The sequence below is a fragment of the Pseudomonas sp. KCJK9016 genome, from assembly GCF_046231795.1.
Lineage (GTDB): Bacteria > Pseudomonadota > Gammaproteobacteria > Pseudomonadales > Pseudomonadaceae > Aquipseudomonas > Aquipseudomonas bananamidigenes.
In genome coordinates this window covers 21,095-44,332 of the sequence record NZ_JBJJMM010000024.1, presented here as the reverse complement: position 1 = coordinate 44,332, position 23,238 = coordinate 21,095, and the positions used below count along the sequence as shown (strand labels likewise).

Sequence of the window (23,238 nt, the reverse complement as noted above, 5' to 3'; positions counted from 1 at the left end):
TTAAACGCTGAGCGCGGCGCGCAGTTGCGCTTCGAGCCTGGCTGCGTCCAGTTCCTGACCGATCAAAACCAGACGCGTCACACGTGCCTCGTCGGCTCCCCACTGACGGTCGAAGTGCTTGTCGAAACGCGTGCCCACGCCCTGAATCAGCAGACGCATCGGCTTGTTCGGGATCGCCGCGAAGCCTTTGACCCGCAGGATGCTGTGCTGGACCACAAGCTGCGTCAACGCATCGAGCAGCAGGCTCTCGTCGGCTTGCGGCAGTTCGATGGAGATCGAGTCGAAAGCGTCGTGATCGTGGTCGTCGTGATCGTCATCACCGTCGTGGTGGTGATCATGATGGCTGTGACGGCTGTCGATGTGATCTTCCGCGCCGGCACCCAGACCGATCAGCACGTCCAGCGGCAGGCGACCGTTGCTGGCTTCGATGATCTTCACCGCCGGCGGCAGTTCTTCTGCGACTTCCAGGCGCACGCGGGCGAGATCTTCGGGGCTGGTCTGGTCGGCCTTGTTGAGAATCACCAGGTCGGCGCTGGCCAGTTGATCGGCGAACAGTTCGTGCAATGGCGATTCGTGATCCAGGTTCGGATCGAGCTTGCGCTGGGCGTCGACCTGGTCCGGGAATGCGGCGAAGGTGCCGGCAGCCACGGCCGGGCTGTCGACCACGGTGATCACCGCATCAACGGTGCAGGCGCTGCGGATTTCCGGCCACTGGAAGGCCTGGACCAGCGGTTTTGGCAGGGCCAGGCCCGAGGTTTCGATCAGGATGTGGTCGAGATCACCGCGACGGGCTACCAGCTCGCGCATCACCGGGAAGAACTCTTCCTGAACGGTGCAGCACAGGCAGCCGTTGGCCAGTTCATAAACGCGACCGGTGGCTTCTTCTTCGGTGCAGCCGATGGTGCACTGCTTGAGGATTTCACCGTCGATGCCCAACTCGCCAAATTCATTGACGATCACCGCAATGCGGCGGCCCTGCGCGTTGTCGAGCATGTGCCGCAGCAAGGTGGTCTTACCCGAGCCGAGGAAACCGGTGACGATGGTGACGGGGAGTTTGGCCAGTGTTTTCATCGGATGCCCTTTGGCAAGGTGGCGGGCATACGGGACGAGACCGGCAGCGCGCAGGCGTGCCTGGAGAGTTCGCCACCGGATCACCCCGCCCGGTTGAAAGTGAGAATCTGTGACGAGGCAGGTCTCCTGGCTGACGGTGTTCGGACCTTGGCCCGGTATTCGCTGCGCCTTCCCGCTGGCTCCTGGATTGGGCTGGCAGTGGCGTGGCAGCGAACGGCACCGTTCACAGTTGCGGGGGCAGCCGCGGCTTGGACCGCGTTCCCTTCTTAGCTTCGGCGTGGGCCGAAGAACCTCGAAAGCGCAAGGCTACGCATCGTGTGTTGACCGGTCAATGTTTGGATTGGGGGCATATCCGTTGCTGCGGTTATGGCCACTTAGGGTTCCGCCCTTACGGCCATCCCTTGATGGCCGTAAGGGCGAAACCGCCAGCGGCAGCACCCGAAGCAACGGATATGCCCCCGATCCAATTGACTGAATTCCCCCCGCATGGTCTCCTACACAACTTGTTACGGGTGCCCTGCAAAGGGTGAAACGGGAAACCGGTGAATCATGTGCTTTACTCTAAAGCCATGTCAGTCCGGTGCTGCCCCCGCAACGGTAAGCGAGTGAAGTGTCAGATCCACTGTGCCCAAGGGCATGGGAAGGTGACGCTTGCAGGTCGGCCTGATGCCAGCCCCTCGTGAGCCCGGAGACCGGCCCGCAACGCACAGTGCGCATCCAGCGTCGCTGAACATAACAAACCCGCGGTGGGCGGGCGCTGTTCGAACCGCTGCGTGCCCGCTCGCAGGGGTTTTCATGCGCTCCGTTGACCCGCTGACACTCCAGAGGGAAGCGCCATGTCGATCATCAGCAGCACCGCCGGCAACACGGACAAAATCGCCAGCACCACCACCCTGAGCCAACGCCTGACCGCTGCGATCTTCGCGTCGATCCTGGGTGCCAGCCTGGTCTACTTCGCCGGTTTCTCGCACATCGAAGCGGTGCATAACGCTGCGCACGATACCCGCCACAGTGCCGCGTTCCCGTGCCACTGAGGCCTGACGACATGATCAAGCGTATCGCGCAGACCGCAGGTTTCAGCGGTCTTCTGGCCGCCCTGCTGCTGACCTTGCTGCAAAGCTTGTGGGTTTCGCCGCTGATTCTGCAGGCGGAAACCTACGAGAAAGCCGAACCGGTGGCCGAGGTCCATGAACACGCTGCCGGCACCGCCGCCCACACCCACGATGCCGAAGCCTGGGAGCCGGAAAACGGCTGGCAGCGCGTGGTCTCCACCACCGGCGGCAATCTGGTCGTGGCCGTAGGCTTCGCCCTGATGCTGGCGGGCCTGTATACCCTGCGGGCCCCGACCAAAACTTCGCAAGGCCTGCTCTGGGGTCTGGCCGGTTACGCGACTTTCGTGCTCGCACCGACCATGGGCCTGCCGCCTGAGCTGCCGGGGACAGCCGCCGCTGACCTGGCGTCGCGCCAGATATGGTGGATTGGCACTGCCGCATCGACCGCTGTCGGCCTCGCGCTGATCGCGTTCAGCCGCCACTGGCTGATGAAGATCCTCGGCGTGGCGATCCTCGCCGTGCCGCATGTGATCGGTGCGCCGCAACCGGAAGTGCACTCGATGCTCGCTCCGGAAGCACTGGAAGCCCGGTTCAAAATCGCTTCGCAGCTGACCAACGTGGCGTTCTGGCTGGCCCTGGGCCTGATCAGCGCCTGGTTGTTCCGCCGTAAAAGCGAAGGTCAGTACCACGCATGACCGATGACAGCGCAGCGCCGACTCTGGTGGTCGGCCTGGGCTGCCAGCGCGGTTGCCCGGCGAGTACGCTGCGCGCCTTGCTCGACCAGGCCTTGCAGGCCCATCACATCGAAATCGAGGCGGTCAAGGCTTTGGCCAGTATCGACCTGAAACGTGACGAGCCCGGCCTGCAGGAACTGGCGGCACAACTGGCGCTGCCGTTGCTGTATTTCAGCAGCGAACAACTGGCCGGCTATCAGCAACGGCTGAGTCACCATTCACAGATCGCCTTCGAACGCACCGGTTGTTACGGCGTGGCAGAAAGCGCTGCATTGGCGCTAGCCGAAAAGCTCATTCAAGCCCCGGCAAAACTGCTGATTTCCCGTCAAAAGTACGCCCAGGCAACCCTGGCGTTGGCCGGCGCTGCTTGAATTCCCGATAATCCCCGCTTTCGATCATGAGCATTCTTCATCTGAAGTGCTTATGGATCCTCGACCCGCCCTACTTTCACAGGATTCAGCAATGACCGTCTACTTCATCGGCGCCGGCCCCGGCGACCCGGAATTGATCACTGTCAAAGGCCAGCGGCTGATCCGCAGTTGCCCGGTGATCATCTATGCAGGATCGCTGGTGCCGACGGCGGTACTCGAAGGTCATTCGGCTGAAACCGTGGTCAACAGCGCCGAATTGCATCTGGAGCAGATCATCGACCTGATCAAGACTGCCCACGCCAACGGCCACGATGTGGCGCGGTTGCACTCGGGCGATCCGAGCCTCTATGGCGCCATCGGCGAACAGATTCGTTATCTGCGCGAGCTGGACATCCCGTTTGAAATCGTCCCCGGCGTCACAGCCACAGCCGCCTGCGCGGCGCTGCTGGGTGCCGAACTGACCCTGCCGGACATCTCGCAAAGCGTGATCCTGACCCGTTACGCGGACAGGACCGCAATGCCTGCCGGCGAAGAACTGGGCAATCTGGCGCAGCACGGGGCGACGATGGCGATTCATCTGGGGGTCAATCATCTGGAGAAGATCCTCGCCGAGCTGCTGCCGCATTACGGCTCAGACTGCCCGATCGCGGTGATCCATCGGGCGACGTGGCCGGATCAGGACTGGGTGGTGGGGACGCTTGAAGATATTGCCGCGAAGGTGGCCGCCAAGGGCTTTCGGCGTACGGCGCTGATTCTGGTCGGGCGGGTGTTGGGCAGCGATCATTTCAGTGAGTCGTCGCTGTATCGCGCGGGGCACGCGCATCTTTACAGGCCCTGAAAGCAATTGTGGCGAGGGAGCAAGCTCCCTCGCCACATGCCGTTCAACTGTGCAGCGAACGCCTTAGTAGTAGGCGTTTTCTTTCTGCGTGTGGTCGGTCACGTCGCGAACGCCCTTGAGCTCCGGAATGCGCTCGAGCAAGGTGCGCTCGATGCCTTCCTTCAGGGTCACGTCCGCCTGGCCACAGCCCTGGCAACCGCCGCCGAACTGCAGCACGGCAATGCCGTCGTCAACCACATCGATCAGGCTGACCTGACCGCCATGGCTCGCCAGCCCCGGGTTGATTTCGGTTTGCAGGTAATAGTTGATGCGTTCGTTGATCGGGCTGTCGGCATTGACCATCGGCACCTTGGCGTTTGGTGCCTTGATGGTCAGCTGGCCGCCCATGCGGTCGGTGGCGTAATCGACGACGGCATCGTCCAGGAACGCTTCGCTGAACGAGTCGATCCAAGCGGTGAAGCTTTTCAGCCCCAGCGCGGTGTCTTCAGGTTTCTCTTCGCCCGGCTTGCAGTAGGCAATGCAGGTTTCGGCGTATTGGGTGCCAGGCTGGGTGATGAAAATACGAATGCCGATGCCCGGGGTGTTCTGCTTGGAAAGCAGATCGGCCAGGTAGTCATGGGCGGCGTCGGTGATGGTAATAGCGGTCATGGAAACTCCTCGCAGGCTTGGGCGGAGTTTACGCCAATCGGCGCGCGGCACAAAGTCCCAGTATTTACGTAGGAATAGTTCGCAATCGCCTAATCCGCAGGTTTGCAGTCGACTCGTGCTTTAAGCCACTGATAACTGCGCTTTTCTACCCATTCGTAACTCAACCACGAACCGATAAGGATCATCAGCGCACAGACAAAAAACATCAGATACGGGTTGATCTCATAGCGTCGGGCCAGATAACCGCCGGCCGACAGTATGAGCACGTGCATCAGATACACCGAGTATGAACAGTCGCCCAAAAGCTTGAGCAGCCTGTAACGTTGCGCATGACGCTCCAGAGCCATGCTTGCCACCACCAGCACCGCGCTGGGTACGCCCCAGCTCAGCAATCGGGGTTGCGGCGGCAGTTGGTAGATCGTCAGCAATGCCGCACCGATCCCGAACAGCGGCAGCCAGAGCGCCGGCCCGATCCAGCCACGGCGATAGAGCATGCCGATGCCGATCCCCAGCAGGAACTCGTAAACGATGTCCGAGCGATAGAACTCGCTGATCCAGCCGAACCCGGTCCAGGCCTGGCACACCGCGAACAGCAGCGCTGCGACCACCCACAGACGGACTTGCAACCGAAACAACAGTGCCCAGGCGAACAACACGTAGAACAGCATTTCGTAATTCAACGTCCAGCCGACATTCAGGGTCGGATAGATCCCGTAGCCGCCAGGGTTTTCGGTCGGAATAAACAGCATCGACAGCAGCAAATGCCCCCAGTCCAGTTTCTGATCCGGCAACAGCGGTCGGGCGAATACCACCAGCAACGCCATCAGCATGGTGTAGAGCCAATACGCCGGAACAATGCGAAACAGTCCGATACAGCAGAAACCGCGCAGGCGGCAGCGCCTTGCCCTCGGTGGACAGAAAAATCACCAGCCCGCTAATCACGAAAAAGATGTCGACGCCTACGGCACCCTTGTCGATGAACAGTTGGCCAATCGGCCCGCGCGCTTCGAAGTCGAAGAAAATCTGCATGAAGTGATGGCAGACCACCGCCCAAGCAGCGAGCGCTCGCAGGGCCTGCACAGAAATCAACATTGCCCGCTCCGACCACATTCCCAAAATGCCACTTCACCCCGTGGGAGCGAGCCTGCTCGCGAAAGCGATGGCACATTCAATGTATCAGTGCCTGACACTCAGCCTTCGCGAGCAGGCTCGCTCCTACAAGAGATTTTGTTTTACCTGGGGTTGGGACAGCAGGCCTGCCTCAAACGATCAAAGATTCTCGTACCGGTTCATGTCCAGCACGCCCTCTTCCACCGGGTCGGTTTCGTGGATGTACTGGCTCAGGTCATGAAAGTAGAACCAGAACTGCGGATGGCTGCGGCGAATGCCCCAGCGCTCGACGATCTTCTCGAACTGCGGCGCATCCTTCGCGTTTTCCATGGCATCGACAAACGCCGGCACCTGATCCGCCGGGATGTTGAACATGAAATTCGGATAGCTGCTGAGCACGCCTGGGTAAATGGTCACGGTGTCGAGCCCCGGCTGATAACGCAGCGACTCGCCCAACAGGAACGCTACGTTGCTGTGGGCGCGGTTGCGCAACAAGCTGTAAACCTCGCGCTTGCCGCTGCGGGTTTCGATACGCAGCATGGTGGCTTCCGGCAATTGATCGATCACTTTCAGACCGGCTGCAGGACGCGCCGTCAGGCGGCTCAGGGCCTGCTCGGCGTTTTGCAGCGCCGGATCGATATTCGGCCGCGAACAGTAAGCATCCTTGCAGCGGTTGATCGGATCGGGCCGCGCATTGAGGTCGCCGTAACGGGCAAGCAACTGCATGGCGAAGTCGTGTTTCGGGTCCTTCCCGTCAAGTTTCAGCGCCGTCGGCTTGTCATCGTCGATGGACTCATAGTCGAGCCACATCTTGAACTGGCCGCTGCTCTGATACCAATCGTCGAGATAAGCCTCACGGGAATCGGCGGGCATCAGCCGCAGAAAGTTCTGTTCGGCACCATTACGGATCAGATCGAAATACAAACGGGTTTGCGCCTGATGGGAGACGTTACCGAAGACATCGAAATTCACCGCCAACTGGTAATAGGTGCGTTCCAGCAGCGGATAGTCGAACAGCCACATCGTCTGCGGCACCTCGCCGATCAGTCCTTTGGTCACCGAGGCGCTGTCGAAATGGCGGAAAATGCTCAACAGCGCATTGTCATTGCCGGCCCACAGGGTCGACCAGCTCGGCGGCGGCAGTTCGGCATAGCTGTCACGGCGCAGGGCCTCGTATTTGTTGCGCTTGTTGCGATAGTCGTGCCACAGGCTAAGGACGCTTCCGACGTCGTCGTTCTGCCCCGGCATGGCCAGCAACGGCGTGGCCTGGCCGCGATAGTTCGGATCGGTGATGTACAGGTCGTGTTCCGGCGCCTGAAACAAGGCCCAGAAATTGTCACGGATCACATCGGTCGCAATCTGCCCGCGGCACACCGGGCCACGAATGAAAGTGCGCACAAAATACTCGGCGTTATCGAGCATGAACTGATAACGCGCCTGCGCGGGAATCGCCTCGAAGGTCGCGAACGGATTGGCCCGGCTCTGCGGCCCGTAGCCCGGCAACGCATGCACTTGCCAGTTGCCGTTGTAGAACAGGCTCTTGACCCGCGCCATCTTCGCCGCACTCAGCGGGTAGGTGATGTGAGTCTTGTGCACGATCACGCCCTGCACCGGCCACAAGCGGTAATACACCTGGGTGCCCGGGTCATCGTTGGGGCGGCGGGTGGCGATCAGGTCGATCGGCTGGCCGGTCGGCGTGCGCGAACGCACCCATTGGAAGAAATGTCCCGGTTCACCGTCCTTGAAATAGATATGCGCCAGGAACCAGTGCTCGAACAGCCAGCGCCCGACCAGACTCTCCCGGGCCCCCGGCTGGTTGAGCAGGTTCTCCCACTGCACGATCTGCAGCGCTTCTCTGGCGCTCGGCGCCAGCCCCTGCTCATCGATGGGCGCGCCGGAAGCCAGCCAGCGTTGCAGGGTCTGGTATTGCTGATCGGTCAGCCCGGTAACCGCCAGCGGCATGCCCTCTTTCGGATGGGCGCCGGCATAACCGTCGAACTCGGCAGGCATCGCGCACATGTTTTCCCGTTGCAAGCCGAGAACGATCTCCTCCGGCAGTTTGGCGTTGGGGGTCAGCGGGGTCCTGTGCCCCAGTTCCAGCATGCGCGCCATCAGCGCGGCCTGGCTGCCCTGGGCATCGAGTACCGAATAGAAACCTTTCTGCTGCCACGCCCGCTTGCCGGAAGCGTCGTAGAACAAACGCGTGGTCGGCGCAGCCTGAGTGCGCTCACCGTCGTAGACAGGCATCTTGCTCGCGCCACGGGCCGCCCCCTCGCCGCTGCCCAGGTTCAACTGGCAGGCCGAGTCGTAGCACGCATGGCAGGCCACGCACTTCTCGGTGAAGATCGGTTGAATATCACGGGTGTAGGAAATCGAGGGTTGCTGCGCAGCGGCGCCCAAGCTTAAGAACAGCAAGAAAATGCTGACGACGCGATACGACATGTCCCTGATCCTGATCCTGAAGAAAATCGCCGCGATTCTACCGTTATGACGCCTGCGCCAACATGAGCGATATTCATGTAAAAGCCGGACATGCTCTAAATCCGCGCAGGTTTGTTATGATCCGACCCCTTAGTCATGGTCTTTTTTCGAGTAGCCCCAATGTCCGATCGCAGCGTCCGCCTTCAAGCTCTCAAGCAAGCTCTCAAGGAGCGCATTCTGATACTCGATGGCGGTATGGGCACGATGATCCAGAGCTACAAGCTCGAAGAGCAGGATTATCGCGGCAAGCGTTTCGCCGACTGGCCGAGCGACGTCAAGGGCAACAACGACCTGCTGGTGCTGACCCGTCCCGACGTGATCGGCGGTATCGAAAAGGCCTACCTGGATGCCGGCGCCGACATTCTCGAAACCAACACGTTCAACGCCACCCGGATTTCCATGGCCGACTACGGCATGGAAGAACTGGTCTACGAACTCAACGTAGAAGGCGCCCGTCTGGCGCGCAAGGTGGCCGATGCGAAAACCCTCGAGACGCCGGACAAGCCACGCTTCGTCGCTGGCGTGCTCGGCCCTACCAGTCGCACCTGCTCGCTGTCGCCGGACGTCAACAACCCCGGCTATCGCAATGTCACCTTCGATGAGTTGGTGGAGAACTACACCGAAGCCACCAAAGGCCTGATTGAGGGTGGCGCCGATCTGATCCTGATCGAAACCATCTTCGACACCCTCAACGCCAAGGCCGCGATCTTCGCCGTGCAAGGCGTATTCGAAGAGTTGCACATCGAACTGCCGATCATGATTTCCGGCACCATCACCGACGCCTCCGGCCGCACCCTGTCGGGCCAGACCACCGAGGCGTTCTGGAACTCCGTGGCCCACGCCAAGCCGATTTCGATCGGCCTGAACTGCGCACTCGGCGCCCGAGAACTGCGTCCTTACCTGGAAGAGCTGTCGGACAAGGCCAGCACCCACGTCTCGGCGCACCCGAACGCCGGCCTGCCGAACGAATTCGGCGAGTACGACGAGCTGCCGGTGGACACCGCCAAAGTCATCGAAGAATTCGCCCAGAGCGGTTTTCTCAACATCGTCGGCGGTTGCTGCGGCACCACCCCGGGCCACATCGAAGCCATCGCCAAGGCTGTGGCCGGTTACGCGCCACGGCAGATACCGGATATTCCGAAGGCCTGCCGCCTCTCGGGTCTGGAGCCGTTCACCATTGATCGCAACTCGCTGTTCGTCAACGTTGGCGAGCGAACCAATATCACCGGTTCCGCCAAATTCGCCCGTCTGATCCGTGAAGACAACTACACCGAAGCCCTGGAAGTCGCCCTGCAACAGGTCGAGGCGGGCGCCCAGGTGATCGACATCAACATGGACGAAGGGATGCTCGATTCGAAGAAGGCCATGGTGACCTTCCTCAATCTGATTGCCGGTGAGCCGGACATCTCCCGCGTACCGATCATGATCGACTCCTCGAAATGGGACGTGATCGAAGCCGGCCTCAAGTGCATTCAAGGCAAAGGCATCGTCAACTCGATCAGCATGAAAGAAGGCGTCGAGCAGTTCATCCACCACGCCAGGCTGTGCAAACGCTACGGCGCGGCAGTGGTGGTGATGGCGTTCGACGAAATCGGCCAGGCCGATACCGAAGCGCGCAAGAAAGAAATCTGCAAACGCTCCTACGACATTCTGGTCAACGAAGTCGGCTTCCCGCCGGAAGACATCATCTTCGACCCGAACATCTTCGCGGTGGCCACCGGTATCGAAGAACACAACAACTACGCTGTGGACTTCATCAACGCCTGTGCCTACATCCGTGACGAGCTGCCGTATGCCCTGAGCTCCGGCGGTGTGTCCAACGTGTCGTTCTCGTTCCGCGGCAACAACCCGGTACGCGAGGCGATCCACTCGGTGTTCCTGCTGTACGCGATCCGCGCCGGCCTGACCATGGGCATCGTCAACGCCGGCCAGCTGGAGATCTACGACCAGATCCCGCTGGAACTGCGCGACGCCGTTGAAGACGTGATCCTCAACCGCACCCCGGAAGGCACCGATGCCCTCCTCGCCATCGCCGACAAGTTCAAGGGCGACGGCAGCGTCAAGGAAGCCGAGACCGAAGAGTGGCGCAGCTGGGACGTCAACAAGCGTCTGGAACATGCGCTGGTCAAAGGCATCACCACCCACATCGTTGAAGACACTGAAGAATCCCGTCAGTCCTTCGCCCGTCCGATCGAAGTGATCGAGGGCCCGTTGATGGCGGGCATGAACATCGTCGGCGACCTGTTCGGTGCCGGCAAAATGTTCCTGCCGCAGGTAGTCAAGTCCGCCCGCGTGATGAAACAGGCCGTGGCCCACCTGATTCCGTTCATCGAACAGGAAAAAGGCGACAAGCCGGAAGCCAAGGGCAAGATCCTCATGGCCACCGTGAAAGGCGACGTGCACGACATCGGCAAGAACATCGTTGGCGTGGTGCTGGGCTGCAACGGCTATGACATCGTCGACCTCGGCGTGATGGTGCCGGCAGAGAAGATCCTGCAGGTGGCCCGCGAAGAGAAATGCGACATCATCGGGCTGTCCGGCCTGATCACGCCTTCGCTGGACGAGATGGTCCACGTGGCCCGCGAGATGCAGCGTCAGGACTTCCACCTGCCGCTGATGATCGGTGGCGCGACCACCTCCAAGGCGCACACGGCGGTGAAGATCGAACCGAAGTACAGCAACGACGCGGTGGTCTACGTGACCGATGCCTCCCGTGCCGTGGGCGTGGCGACGCAATTGCTGTCCAAGGAACTCAAGGCCGGTTTCGTCGAGAAGACCCGCGAAGAGTACGTCGAGGTGCGTGAGCGTACGTCCAATCGCAGCGCCCGTACCGAACGCCTGAGCTACGCCGCGTCGATCGCGAAAAAACCGCAGTTCGACTGGGCTTCCTACACACCGGTCAAACCGACGTTCACCGGTACCCGCGTGCTGGACAACATTGACCTCAACGTTCTGGCCGAATACATCGACTGGACCCCGTTTTTCATCTCCTGGGACCTGGCCGGCAAATTCCCGCGCATCCTTGAAGACGAAGTGGTAGGCGAAGCCGCCACTGCGCTGTACAGGGACGCCCGCGAAATGCTGACCAAGCTGATCGACGAAAAGCTGATCAGCGCCCGCGCGGTATTCGGCTTCTGGCCGGCCAATCAGGTGCATGACGACGACATCGAACTGTACGGCGATGACGGCAAGCCAATGGCCCGCCTGCATCACCTGCGTCAGCAGACCATCAAGACCGATGGCAAACCGAACTTCTCCCTGGCGGACTTCGTCGCGCCGAAGGACAGCGAAGTGACCGACTACGTCGGCGGCTTCATCACCACCGCCGGCATCGGCGCCGAGGAAGTGGCCAAGGCTTACCAGGACGCAGGCGACGACTACAACTCGATCATGGTCAAGGCCCTGGCCGACCGTCTGGCCGAGGCCTGCGCCGAATGGCTGCATGAGCAAGTGCGTAAAGAGCACTGGGGTTATGCCAGGGATGAAGACCTCGACAACGAGGCGCTGATCAAGGAGCAGTATTCCGGCATCCGCCCTGCTCCGGGCTACCCGGCGTGCCCGGATCACACCGAGAAGGCCACCCTGTTCGCCCTGCTCGATCCCGAGGCCCAGGAAATGCGCGCCGGCCGCAGCGGCGTGTTCCTCACCGAACACTACGCGATGTTCCCGGCGGCAGCGGTCAGCGGTTGGTACTTTGCTCATCCGCAGGCGCAATACTTCGCCGTGGGCAAGATCGACAAGGATCAGGTGCAGAGCTACACCTCGCGCAAGGGCCAGGAACTGAGCCTGACCGAACGCTGGCTGGCGCCGAACCTGGGTTACGACAACTGATCCGGCGTCACTCGACACCCTGTGGGAGCCTCTTGGCTCCCACAGTTATTTCTGCGGTCTGAAAAGGGTTGACTATGCTTGTCTGACACACACGGCAGACGAGGGATTTATGGACGATCCAGTCGACAACAAGCCACCGACCTTCTGGCAGATGCTGCACAGCGTCATGGCGGCGGCGTTCGGCGTGCAGAGCGGCAAGAACCGGGCAAGGGACTTCACCCATGGAAAGCCCAGCCACTTCATTTTCCTGGGCATCGCGTTCACGGCAGTGTTCGCCCTGACGCTGTTCGGCATCGTGCAACTGGTGGTGCATCTGGCAGCTGCGTGAGCGGCGTCAGTGCATCAGGGTCTGCAGGTTGAACGGATAGCGATACGAAACCGGACGGCCCTTCGCCGACATCTTGCTGAAGTGCACGCCGTAATCCGGCGCCGCGCCCATGGCCAGCATTCGACGCGCCTGCTCCTTATCGATCAATTGCAACAACGGGATCTGCCGGTCGCGGCCACCGTACTGATTCAGGTCAACGCCCTGCGCATGATCGTGCACTTCGACCAACGCCCAGCCACCGAGCGTGAAATGACCGCCGAGCAAGGCGCTCAGGCGACCGTCGACCAGCGCCTGCAATGCCGCAGGTGATGTGTTGACCGCGCTGAACAGCACGTCTTTGCCGGGCACTTTTCCGGTTTCCGAAACCGCCCGCATTGCACCGAAGGCCATTTCGTCGTTGGCAGCCCACACCAATGACACTTTCGGATAACGAACCAGCAACTGCCTGGCTTGTTCGTAGGCGCGCTGCTGTGTCCAACCGCCGTAGACCAGTTGCCGCAAACGCACTTCAGGATGCTCCGCCAGCGCCCGTTGCATGCCTTTCTCACGCAACTGCGACGATGGGGTGATCTTCAGGCCGGAGAACGCCAGCAATTCGATGCTCTCGCCGGGCGCCACTGGTGGGTGCAGACGGATCAATTCCTTCATCAACAGGTAACCGCCCTCTTCGTCATTGGGCACAAGGCTGCCGATCCGGTCGGCCCGATCTCCGACCAGCGCCTGCTGGTTGGGGGTCAGTGCAGCATTGACGATGAACAGTTTCACGCCGCTCTTGTCGGCCATTCGCAGGATCTGCGGCGCGATGTATTGCTCGTTGGCGAACATCAGATAGTCGGGACGATCAGGCCCCTGCAGGGCCAACCGCGCCTGGGCCAGTGTCATTTCAGGCTGGCGCTGGGAATAGAGGATACGCAGATCGACGCCCAGGTCCCGGGCGGCCGCCTGCATGAACTGTGAATAGCTGACCCAGAATGCTTCGTTGGTCGAACCGGGGTTCAGAAACAGCACGGACTCGGCCCGCGCACCGGCACCCAAGGCCAGGCCCAGCAACAGCAGGCTGATGTGAAGAAACTTGAACATGAAGCATCCGGGCCCGGGGAAAAATGGCCGCGCATTATAGCCATTCAATCGCCGGCCATTAGCGCCTGATCCCGCTTTTTGTCCGACAATTGTCGGAAGCGGGCCCGGAGAGGTCGTTTTACTGATGACTGACCCAGAACACCGCCGTTCCAACGACCAGAATGATCAGGAACAGAATGGCCCACGCATCGACACTGCTATCGCTTTTCCTAGCCTTGGTTGGATTGCTCATTGCATCGCCTCTTGTCGGTTTTATCGGTGATTGCAGAAAGACTCGACCACAGTTAAGACGATGATTGTCCGCACGACAAATGTGGGTTAGTTGACACTCATTCCTGTTAGGCGATTTGGTTCTTTACATATACTCAAACATCACTTTTGCGCATAACTGCAAACGGGTATATTGCCCCGGCTCCATCAGGGAGTGCGCGGCCGTGCGCGCGTAATTGCCGAGGCACCATCGGACTCCAGCAAGCGAAAACGCAGCGTTTTCCGAGTAGCCCAAAGCCTGAGAACAGGACTTATATGTACGTATACGACGAGTACGATCAGCGGATCATCGAGGACCGCGTCAAGCAGTTCCGTGATCAGACCCGACGCTATCTGGCAGGTGAGCTGAGCGAAGAAGAATTCCGCCCCCTGCGCCTGCAAAATGGCCTGTACATCCAGCGTTTCGCGCCGATGTTGCGGGTGGCGGTGCCCTACGGCCAACTGACTTCGCGTCAGGTGCGCATGATGGCCAAAATTGCCCGCGACTACGACAAGGGCTACGCCCACATCAGTACTCGCCAGAACGTGCAGTTCAACTGGCCGGCGGTCGAAGACATCCCGGACATCCTCGCGGAACTGGCCACCGTGCAGATGCACGCGATCCAGACCAGCGGCAACTGCCTGCGCAACGTCACCACCGACCAGTTCGCCGGCGTCGCGGCGGACGAGCTGATCGACCCGCGTCCATGGTGTGAAATCGTTCGTCAGTGGACCACGTTCCACCCGGAATTCGCCTACCTGCCGCGCAAGTTCAAGATCGCCGTCAACGGTTCGACCTCTGACCGTGCAGCCATCGAAGTCCACGACATCGGCCTCGAGCCGGTACACAACGCCGCCGGCGAACTCGGCTTCCGCGTGCTGGTCGGTGGTGGTCTGGGTCGTACCCCGGTGGTTGGCGCGTTCATCAACGAGTTCCTGCCGTGGCAGGACTTGTTGAGCTACCTCGACGCCATCCTGCGGGTCTACAACCGCTACGGCCGTCGCGACAACAAATACAAGGCGCGGATCAAGATCCTCGTCAAGGCGCTGACTCCGGAAGTCTTCGCCCAGAAAGTCGATGCCGAGATGGAACACCTGCGCGGCGGCCAGACCACCCTGACCGAAGCCGAAGTGCATCGCGTGGCCAAACACTTCGTCGATCCGGACTACAAGGCACTGAGCAATCAGGACGCCGAACTGGCCGCCCTCGACAAGGAACACCCGGGCTTTGCCCGCTGGCGCGCCCGCAACACCCTGGCACACAAGAAGCCAGGCTATGTGGCCGTGACCCTGTCCCTGAAGCCGACCGGCGTTGCACCGGGCGACATCACCGACAAGCAGCTCGACGCCGTCGCCGACCTGGCTGACCGTTACAGCTTCGGTCAACTGCGCACTTCCCACGAGCAGAACATCATTCTGGCCGACGTCGAGCAGAGCCAGTTGTTCACACTGTGGGGCGAGTTGCGTGAAAGCGGTTTCGCTACCCCGAACATCGGCCTGCTGACCGACATCATCTGCTGCCCGGGCGGCGATTTCTGTTCCCTGGCCAATGCCAAATCGATCCCGATCGCCGAATCGATCCAGCGCCGTTTCGACGATCTGGATTACCTGTTCGACATCGGTGAACTGGACCTGAACATTTCCGGTTGCATGAACGCCTGCGGCCACCACCACGTCGGCCACATCGGCATTCTGGGCGTGGACAAGAAAGGTGAAGAGTTCTACCAGGTCTCCCTCGGCGGCAGCGCCAGCCGCGATGCGAGCCTGGGCAAGATCCTCGGCCCGTCCTTCGCCCAGGAAGACATGCCGGACGTGATTTCGAAACTGATCGACGTGTACGTGGAACAGCGTACCGAAGACGAGCGCTTCATCGACACCTACCAGCGTATTGGCATCGACCTCTTCAAGGAACGCGTCTATGCAGCGAATCATTAAGAACAACGAGGTCGTCGACGAAACCTGGCACCTGCTGCCCAAGGATTTCAACATCGACGAGATCAGCAACTGCGACGATCTGATCGTCCCGCTGCAACTGTGGCGCGATCACAGCCGCATGCTCAAGGCCCGTGATGGCGGTCTGGGTGTATGGCTGGATGCCGACGAGGAAGCCGAGGAAATCGCTGCCGACGTGGATCAGTTCCAGGTCATTGCTCTGAACTTCCCGGCCTTCACCGACGGCCGCAACTATTCCAACGCCCGCCTGCTGCGCGACCGTTACGGCTTCAAGGGGGAGTTGCGGGCGATTGGCGACGTGCTGCGTGACCAGTTGTTCTACATGCGCCGCTGCGGTTTTGACGCCTTCGCCCTGCGCGCGGACAAGGATCCGTACGACGCCCTTGAAAGCTTGAAGGACTTCTCGGTGACCTATCAGGCCGCCACTGACGAACCGCTGCCGCTGTTCCGTCGTCGTTGACGAACATGCCCCGGACCCGCCAAGGCGGGGCCGGGGACCATGCTCACCTTTCCCCACCTGCGAACCGGCCTGGTTCCGGCAAAGACAAACCCGGATTTCGGACCAACGCTTCGCTGGTCAAGCGCAACCGCACCTGCCGGTTTTCATTTCGCAGGTTATCCAGGATCGCCATCACCTGCCGTGAAGCGACTTCACGCGGCAATTCATTATGTTGCTCGAGCCGCGCCATAGAAGCGGCGCTGCGTTCCAGCGCAGCGGCAAATGCATCCTCATGGACCGTCATCAAATAGTCGGACCAGAATTCCTCACCGCTCATCCACTCCGACAATTGCGAGGTGCGTTCAGCCATGACGACCTTGCGATACACCTGATCGACCTGCACATCAGTGACCTCAACGTCGAGCCGTACATTCAATGCATCGGGCTGAGCCGTCAGTTCCAGGCGGTGCGCCAGCCGCACCCGGTAAAGCAGGCTCAGCTCCATTGCCTGTTCCCGGGTGAACGTTCCCGCACGGGTTCGGTGGGCGATGTCCATCGACGCATGCCTTTGCACTTCCTGCAATCGAAACCGGCTACGTAACAGCCGGATCAGGCGACTCTCCAGCGGTTCTCCAGCCGCCTGGTCCGCCTGCGCCCGTGAGCATAAGACTCTGACTTCAAGATCACTGAAGACCTCGACAGCATTGGCCACGCTCGCCTGGCCGGTTCTTGCCATCCGAAAGAGCGTACGCCGCAACCTGTCGTCTTCGCACGCGGCTTCCAGGACTGTCCAGACCCGTTGTGTCAATGGCCCCGGTGCCCGTGAATAATCAGCGGTCTCACGCAAAAGCAGGAGTGTCTCAAAAAAAGATCTGGACAGCGGATCGGCCGACAACGCCGACCAGACTTCTCTTACTTGGGACACCTTGACGGCGGGCAAGCCTCTGACCCAGTCTGCGCTTGTACCTTCAGGTGGATGTTGCCCACTCACGTATTCGGAAGTGAGCACACCCAGGTTGATGCCCCGGGACTGCTGATAGGCAGCAATTGCTTGAAGGCTCGCCGTCGATAACGGATTGCCATCTACGCTGGTTCCTCGATTCAACCTCTCGGGCGCATTGAACACGGACCGGGGAATGTCGACGATTCGATTGTCACGCAGATCGAGAAATTCCAGCGCCGTCAAACCTTCCAGGTCAGAGGGCCACTCGCTGATTCCGGCGTCTCGCAATACGAGGTGACGCAGCCTGCGTAGCGAGGCAAGCCGCGGCGGGCGGCCCAGCGTGGGATTGAAACTCAGATCCAGCGACTGCAAATGCTCCAGCGAGGCCAAGGCATTCATGGACTGGTCAATCAAACGGATCCGGTTGTCACTCAAGTCCAGCACGGTAAGCCCCGGCATTGTTTCAATTGCGCTTGGAATGCGTGTCAGTTCATTGCCGGTCAGGCTCAACATGCGCAATCCCGGAAAATTGTGCAGAAAGCTGTTCAGCCCGGAACCGGCTGCAACGGCATTGATATGCAAGGTATCGACATGACTGAAGTCACCGATCAATACCGGCATTTCACCCAAAGGGCTGCCATCAAGCGTGAGGCGATACGAGAGGTTTCCGTCACGTGTCGTGGCAACCGACTCCCTGCGCCAGGCACGCAATATGGCCTGCGTCGCCCGCGCCTTGTTGTGCGCAGGTACCTGACGCCTGGGACCATCACCCGCCTGATAATGAGTATTGCGGTGAGTCCATCGCTCCAATGCCTGGACCAATGTCTGGTACTGGTCTCGCAGGGTCTCCAATGCTCTGGTGGCCAACACCTCATCACTGTCCAGAGATGCGAGAAACAGATCGATCTGTGCTGACGAAAAAGAGGGATACAGTTCTCGTGCGCGCTGCACCAGAACCGGCGACCTGCGTACGACAGCGTCCGTATCGCTGGTCAGACGTACGGAGCATTCGATCCGCCGATCCGCCAGCCTCATGGGAGAGCGATATCGCGGGTCTGCCACGGCAATTCCCAGCACTGCATACAATTCCTCGCGCCGTCGTAACGCCAGGTCCGTGATCTTCTGGCGTAATCCGTCACCTCCAGTCTCGGCGCCCAACGCTTGGCGAATGTGCCCGGGAAAGCTCTCCCAGAGCACCTGAAAAAAAGCGCTGCGGGTGCGTGTCAGCGAGCCGGAAACAGGTTTTTCCTGAATATCCAGGCCTGCATACCGGTCAGCGTAAGCTTCGATAATCACTTTGTAGCTGGAGTCTTTAGGACCGACACTGGCAAACTGTTCCCCATTCATTGCCCAGTCTCGAATCTCGACATACACATCTCCTGGCCAGCCGGGCAGATGAGCCAAAGTGTCGAGAATCAGCATGTTTACATCTCGGCCGAATGCAGCGTCCAGATACAAGCCTTCGTAGGCACGATTCAGGCGCAAAATCTGTTGATACCGTCGCGCCTCTTCAGCCAGCCGCAACGGCACTTTTCCAGTTTCAAGCAGCTGCCGTTCACCGGTATCGGCATTCAGCACCAGCTCGTCGGCAACACTGGCCGGCAGATTCGCAAACGCCGCACGGATCGTTCTGGCGTTCGGCTGTTCGATGATGTCCGTGCGACGATACAGACGCTCCATCAATGCTACTCGCTCAAAGGGAGCGAGCTCGCCTATGTGCTCGGCCAGCAGGGTGTTTTGAAGGTCCGGATCTTCGGTCATCTCTCCCAACAGAAGCAGAAGCTCGCCTCCGTCCAGCGCGTTCAGTAATGGTGAATAGAACGCAGCTTTTCGAAGTGCTTCCTGTTTTACCGTGACGAATCGAGCACTGTTGTGATCCCCATACCGTGCAACCTCTATGTCCTGGTCGTCCGTCACAATAATTCGTATGTCCCGGGGCCAGTGTCCGGCCGACGTCAACAAATACAATTGAAGGTCCGCGTCTGCCTGTTGTGCGGACAAGGGCGATGCGATCGAGGCCATGAAATGCCCGACCTCGGTGTCGGCCTGAAAGCGGCGCGCAGTGTCCGTCAGGATCGCCACAGGTCTGCTGCGGCTGATGATTGTCTGCCGCATTACGGATTCGTCGACATTGCTGGCAGCGAGGATCTGAAAGGCACGTAAATCCGGTATTGCCTCCTGGCGATATCCCATACGACGAAACAGCGTGAGCGGGCTCCAGTCCTGCGTTGTTTCGCTCTCATGACGCCATGTACCGACCCCGTTGGTCTCAAGCTGTGGTCGGTAACGTGCCGACGCCTGCGGATGGCTGATTTCCCATAAACCGCTGCCGGATACAGGTTGCACCTTGTAGGTATGATCGCCCAACTTCAGGAATCGGTTGTCGGCGTGAAGAATCAAGCCTCGCTCGTCGGCCGGAAGTCGATTCAGCAGGCTTTCGGGCATACGCAAAGCCGACACGTCGGGACTCCATAGCCTTCGGGACATCCACCCGATCGGAACTTGCCTCAGTCTCTGCACGAAGCTCGACGCACGGATCTGTCGATATGCCTTGCCCGCGACAGCGCCTCCTGACGAAAACGTCGCCATGAGAATCAGATTTTCAAGCGTATCGAACAGGTAATCCGTCGCGCTCTCCTGATCGCCATGAGCCCAGCTTTCAACGCCTTCGTAAACTTCATTGAGCAACTGCAGGCCGGCCACGGCACACATGAACTCGCCAAGGACGGGCACGAAAGAGGCCAGAAACAGCAATGTATTGATGCCAAGGGACTGGTACGTTTCCAGCCTCTCCCGGCGTGTTTTCTCATCTTCGTCGTCCGTGGACACAACGAGAACTCTGGCATCGGCACGAACCTGTTCGGCGCGATGTTCAAAGAGGGCCAGAAAGAGATCCGTTTTTGCTTTGCCTTCAGGACTCATGACCCCGAGCGGCAAATATCGGGTGTCAAAGGGAAGATGGAGCGGTCCTGCATTCAGTAATCGCACGTCGATGCCCTTGAGGAATGACAGATGATCCCGCAGCGTGACAAAGCGCATGAAAAACTTTCGGAAACCGGCATCTTTCAAGCGTCTGCTCAACTCGATCTCGAATTCGAGAAAGGACGCATACTCCTTCAACGGGTGATCCGGAGACTCCGGCATATAGATGACACAACAATCAGTGTCACCGGATGACGCCATGACCGAGCCGATAAACATGGGCCCTCTTAGCGTCACTCCCAGCATTGCAAGATTCTTGTACTCGAGTGCTTTATCGCCGGTAGACGGAGCTGAAACAGATGCAAGGGTGCGATAGACATCGGCACTGATATGGCCTCGCAGATAAGCGACATGTCTGTCGACTTCAAAGCGGTCTCGAAAGCAGGCAATGGACGCGTCAAGCAGAATTGCAGGTTGTTTCCCGCCTCCAAAAAAACGCTCTATATGGTTTCTGTATCGTTTCCCTAAATCGAGATCCCGGCACAAAATGGCGAACTCGTGGGGTTTTATTGCCAGTAGACGATTCGCTTTCCCCGTCACTCGCTCAGGAATATAGAGCAGGGAGAATTCGTGGTAATGACCCGGCAGCGTTTCGGACCGTTCGAAGTTCTCGCAGGCTGCGGTCAATAGATCCCGGCCGATAGGCAATATCAATTTCCTGCGCAAACCCAACAGGCTGGATGTAGAGCGTACATGCTGAAAAACCGCGCCTGCGATATCGAGGGGCTCACCCAGCTTGTGCGACATGGCTTCGGTCAGTAACGGCGCACAAAAGTGCTCTGGTGATTTCAGTGCCTGCAACTGTTCGAGCAAGGCCTGTCTGGAGCGGAAACTGGTCTTCAGACTGTCATAGAGCGCGCGTCTGTCGTCGGCTGATGCTTTGAGCAGCCAGGATGGCATCTGCTGTTTCAGTAAATCAAAGAAAACGCCTTGTTCGGCCGTATTCATTTCAGGCGTTGTTTCAATATGGTTTTCGACATCCATGTCCGACACCTTTGATCTGTATAGGAACACTCAGACTAAAGTGTGGAGATACTCGAAAACAGCACGATTAATTGATGTTTTCACAATCAATCAAACAACAATGCAGGACAATGAAAGCTATATGTACGACAGATGCACTTGTTGAAACTGATACAGGCTCGTGCGGCACTGCCGCACGAGTGCAAGACCTGTTACCAGAATCGCTGCTGGGTCAACCGGCTCCACCAGTTCAGCAACACGCGATCCACCGAACCGCTGGCCGCCATGCCGATACGTTCCTGCAGGCTTTTGCGTTCGGTGTAATGAAGATGATAGACCTCGGCCTTTTTCGCCCGCTCCGCCAGGTACTCGTCACTGGTCTTGAGTTCGTCCACCAGTTGTTTTTCCAGAGCTGCGACGCCGAGCCAGACTTCACCGGTGGCCACTTCGTCGATGGCCAGTTGAGGGCGATATCGGGCAACGAAGTTCTTGAACAGCTTGTGAGTGAGATCCAGGTCTTCCTGGAACTTCTCCCGGCCCTTTTCAGTGTTTTCGCCAAACACGGTCAGGGTGCGTTTGTATTCGCCGGCAGTGAGTACCTCGAAGTCGATGTCATGTTTCTTCAGGAGGCGATTGACGTTGGGCAACTGCGCAACCACGCCGATGGAGCCGAGAATGGCGAACGGCGCGCTGATGACCTTCTCGCCGATGCAAGCCATCATGTAGCCGCCGCTGGCCGCGACCTTGTCGATACACACGGTCAACGGCACGCCGGCATCACGGACACGCGCCAGTTGCGACGAGGCCAGACCATAGCTGTGAACCATGCCGCCGCCGCTTTCCAGACGCAGGACCACTTCGTCCTTCGGCGTGGCCAGGGTCAGCAACGCGGTTATTTCATGTCGCAGGCTCTCGGTAGCCGAAGCCTTGATGTCGCCATCGAAATCCAGCACGAAGACACGAGGTCTGGTTTCGTGCTGCTTTTTCTGTTTTTTCTCTGTCTTTGCCTGGCCCTTGCGCAGGGCCTTGAGCTGATCCTTGTCGAGCAACGTCTGTTCCAGACGCTCACGCAGGCCTTTATAAAAATCGTTGAGCTTGCTCACCTGCAACTGGCCCGCGGCTTTGCGTCGCCCTTTGCTGCGCAATGCAGCGAAACTTGCCAGCACCACGAGAATGGCGATGACCAGTGTCACGGTCTTGGCCAGGAAACTGGCGTATTCAGTCAAAAACTCCACAGTGACTCCTTCAAACGATGCGCCGTTGCTTGCCAGGCGCGGAATGCATCCAGCATACCCATGCCGTGCTTCGTCGGCCAGACGTGAAACCTCTGGAAACAGCCCTGTAACGGGCATTTCAAACAAGCGTATGTTTTTTCATTGACAGCTCACCGTCATCCCCATAACCTCGCCACAACCTTCAACGTACCGGGATGACGCGGACGTGGGCAGCATCTACTTGATTCGACATGGCCAGGCCTCCTTCGGTGCAGACGACTATGACGTCCTGTCGCCGACCGGTGTACGCCAGGCAGAGATCCTCGGGCGCCATCTCGCCGACCTCGGAATCAGCTTCGACCGCTGCCTGTCGGGTGACCTGCGTCGCCAGCAGCACACGGCGAACAGCACGCTGGAACAGTTCGCCGCAGCCGGCCTGCCGGTTCCTGCGCTGGAAATCGATCCGGCCTTCAACGAATTCGACGCCGACGCCGTGATCCGCGCCCTGCTGCCGGCCATGCTGCCCGAAGAGCCCGAAGCACTGGACATCCTGCGCAACGCCGCGCAGAACCGTGGCGAGTTCCAGCGCATCTTCGCCCTGATCATCGAGCGCTGGCTGGCCGGCACCTACGACACACCCGGTCTGGAAAGCTGGCTGGGATTCGTCGAGCGAGTCCAGGCGGGGCTGAACCGCATCCTCGATCAAGCCGACAACACCCGGACAGTCGCCGTTTTCACCTCCGGTGGCACCATCACTGCCCTGCTCCACCTCATCACCCGAATGCCTGCGCGCCAGGCCTTTGAACTGAACTGGCAAATCGTCAACACCTCGCTCAACCAGCTGAAGTTCCGTGGTCGCGAGGTGGCTCTGGCTTCCTTCAACAGTCATGCGCACCTGCAACTGCTGAAGGCCCCGGAACTCATCACTTTCCGCTGAGTCCGGATTACTGT

The 23,238-nt window shown here is 59.6% G+C and carries 15 protein-coding genes, 1 pseudogene and 2 riboswitches; of the genes and pseudogenes, 9 read left to right on the top strand and 7 right to left on the bottom strand.

Features of this window, described 5'->3' with window-relative positions:
• A complete protein-coding gene (gene cobW, locus ACK6BI_RS21495; protein ID WP_409318623.1) occupies positions 1-1,071 on the bottom strand; it encodes a cobalamin biosynthesis protein CobW in 1,071 nt (356 codons plus the stop codon).
• A gap of 98 nt (positions 1,072-1,169) precedes the next feature.
• Positions 1,170-1,381, bottom strand: a riboswitch (cobalamin riboswitch).
• A gap of 183 nt (positions 1,382-1,564) precedes the next feature.
• Positions 1,565-1,787: riboswitch (cobalamin riboswitch) on the top strand.
• A gap of 120 nt (positions 1,788-1,907) precedes the next feature.
• On the opposite strand from cobW, the gene ACK6BI_RS21490 reads away from it, so the two are divergent.
• The 4 genes from ACK6BI_RS21490 (at position 1,908) to cobM (ending at position 4,066) form a co-directional block, all read left to right on the top strand.
• Positions 1,908-2,105, top strand: a complete 198-nt coding sequence (locus ACK6BI_RS21490; protein WP_065257802.1) for a CbtB domain-containing protein — start codon at positions 1,908-1,910, stop codon at positions 2,103-2,105.
• Between the two features lie 11 nt (positions 2,106-2,116).
• Positions 2,117-2,818 (top strand): CbtA family protein, encoded by a 702-nt coding sequence (locus tag ACK6BI_RS21485; RefSeq protein WP_409318622.1) that lies wholly within the window; start codon positions 2,117-2,119, stop codon positions 2,816-2,818.
• Complete coding sequence (locus tag ACK6BI_RS21480; protein WP_409318621.1) at positions 2,815-3,228, top strand: cobalamin biosynthesis protein; 414 nt, start codon at positions 2,815-2,817, stop codon at positions 3,226-3,228. The genes ACK6BI_RS21485 and ACK6BI_RS21480 overlap by 4 nt, the downstream gene beginning before the upstream one ends.
• Positions 3,229-3,319: 91 nt before the next feature.
• Entirely contained in the window at positions 3,320-4,066 is a 747-nt protein-coding gene (gene cobM, locus ACK6BI_RS21475; protein ID WP_409318620.1) for a precorrin-4 C(11)-methyltransferase, read from the top strand.
• 63 nt (positions 4,067-4,129) lie between these two features.
• Here cobM and nfuA read toward each other — a convergent pair whose 3' ends face one another.
• From nfuA to ACK6BI_RS21460, 3 genes and pseudogenes are all read right to left on the bottom strand, one after another.
• Positions 4,130-4,714, bottom strand: a complete 585-nt coding sequence (gene nfuA, locus ACK6BI_RS21470; protein ID WP_065257806.1) for a Fe-S biogenesis protein NfuA — start codon at positions 4,712-4,714, stop codon at positions 4,130-4,132.
• A gap of 89 nt (positions 4,715-4,803) precedes the next feature.
• A pseudogene (locus ACK6BI_RS21465) lies at positions 4,804-5,806 on the bottom strand (acyltransferase family protein).
• 177 nt (positions 5,807-5,983) lie between these two features.
• The gene (locus tag ACK6BI_RS21460) at positions 5,984-8,266 is read right to left on the bottom strand and encodes a fatty acid cis/trans isomerase (RefSeq protein ID WP_409318619.1); all 2,283 of its coding nucleotides are present in this window, start codon (positions 8,264-8,266) and stop codon (positions 5,984-5,986) included.
• A 159-nt stretch (positions 8,267-8,425) separates the two neighbouring features.
• Between ACK6BI_RS21460 and metH the strand changes: the two genes are divergently transcribed.
• Complete coding sequence (metH, locus tag ACK6BI_RS21455; RefSeq protein ID WP_409318618.1) at positions 8,426-12,136, top strand: methionine synthase; 3,711 nt, start codon at positions 8,426-8,428, stop codon at positions 12,134-12,136.
• 109 nt (positions 12,137-12,245) lie between these two features.
• On the top strand, positions 12,246-12,464 hold the full coding sequence (locus ACK6BI_RS21450) for a DUF2970 domain-containing protein (protein ID WP_409318617.1): 219 nt from the start codon (positions 12,246-12,248) through the stop codon (positions 12,462-12,464).
• Positions 12,465-12,470: 6 nt separating this feature from the next.
• Here ACK6BI_RS21450 and ACK6BI_RS21445 read toward each other — a convergent pair whose 3' ends face one another.
• On the bottom strand, positions 12,471-13,544 hold the full coding sequence (locus ACK6BI_RS21445; RefSeq protein ID WP_409318616.1) for an ABC transporter substrate-binding protein: 1,074 nt from the start codon (positions 13,542-13,544) through the stop codon (positions 12,471-12,473).
• A 525-nt stretch (positions 13,545-14,069) separates the two neighbouring features.
• Here ACK6BI_RS21445 and ACK6BI_RS21440 point away from each other — a divergent pair.
• Both ACK6BI_RS21440 and ACK6BI_RS21435 read left to right on the top strand, forming a co-directional pair.
• The gene (locus ACK6BI_RS21440; protein ID WP_409318615.1) at positions 14,070-15,728 is read left to right on the top strand and encodes a nitrite/sulfite reductase; all 1,659 of its coding nucleotides are present in this window, start codon (positions 14,070-14,072) and stop codon (positions 15,726-15,728) included.
• Positions 15,712-16,206, top strand: coding sequence for a DUF934 domain-containing protein (locus ACK6BI_RS21435; protein WP_065257813.1), 495 nt, complete (start codon positions 15,712-15,714; stop codon positions 16,204-16,206). The genes ACK6BI_RS21440 and ACK6BI_RS21435 overlap by 17 nt, the downstream gene beginning before the upstream one ends.
• Before the next feature lie 43 nt (positions 16,207-16,249).
• Here ACK6BI_RS21435 and ACK6BI_RS21430 read toward each other — a convergent pair whose 3' ends face one another.
• Both ACK6BI_RS21430 and sohB read right to left on the bottom strand, forming a co-directional pair.
• Positions 16,250-21,094 carry a dermonecrotic toxin domain-containing protein gene (locus tag ACK6BI_RS21430; RefSeq protein ID WP_409318614.1) on the bottom strand — a complete coding sequence of 1,615 codons (4,845 nt, stop codon included), beginning with the start codon at positions 21,092-21,094 and terminating at the stop codon, positions 16,250-16,252.
• A gap of 191 nt (positions 21,095-21,285) precedes the next feature.
• Positions 21,286-22,308: a protease SohB gene (gene sohB, locus ACK6BI_RS21425; RefSeq protein ID WP_409318613.1), complete on the bottom strand. Its 1,023-nt coding sequence runs from the start codon at positions 22,306-22,308 to the stop codon at positions 21,286-21,288.
• Between the two features lie 205 nt (positions 22,309-22,513).
• Here sohB and ACK6BI_RS21420 point away from each other — a divergent pair, with 205 nt between their 5' ends.
• Positions 22,514-23,224 carry a histidine phosphatase family protein gene (locus ACK6BI_RS21420; RefSeq protein ID WP_409318612.1) on the top strand — a complete coding sequence of 237 codons (711 nt, stop codon included), beginning with the start codon at positions 22,514-22,516 and terminating at the stop codon, positions 23,222-23,224.
• Positions 23,225-23,238: the final 14 nt, after the last annotated feature.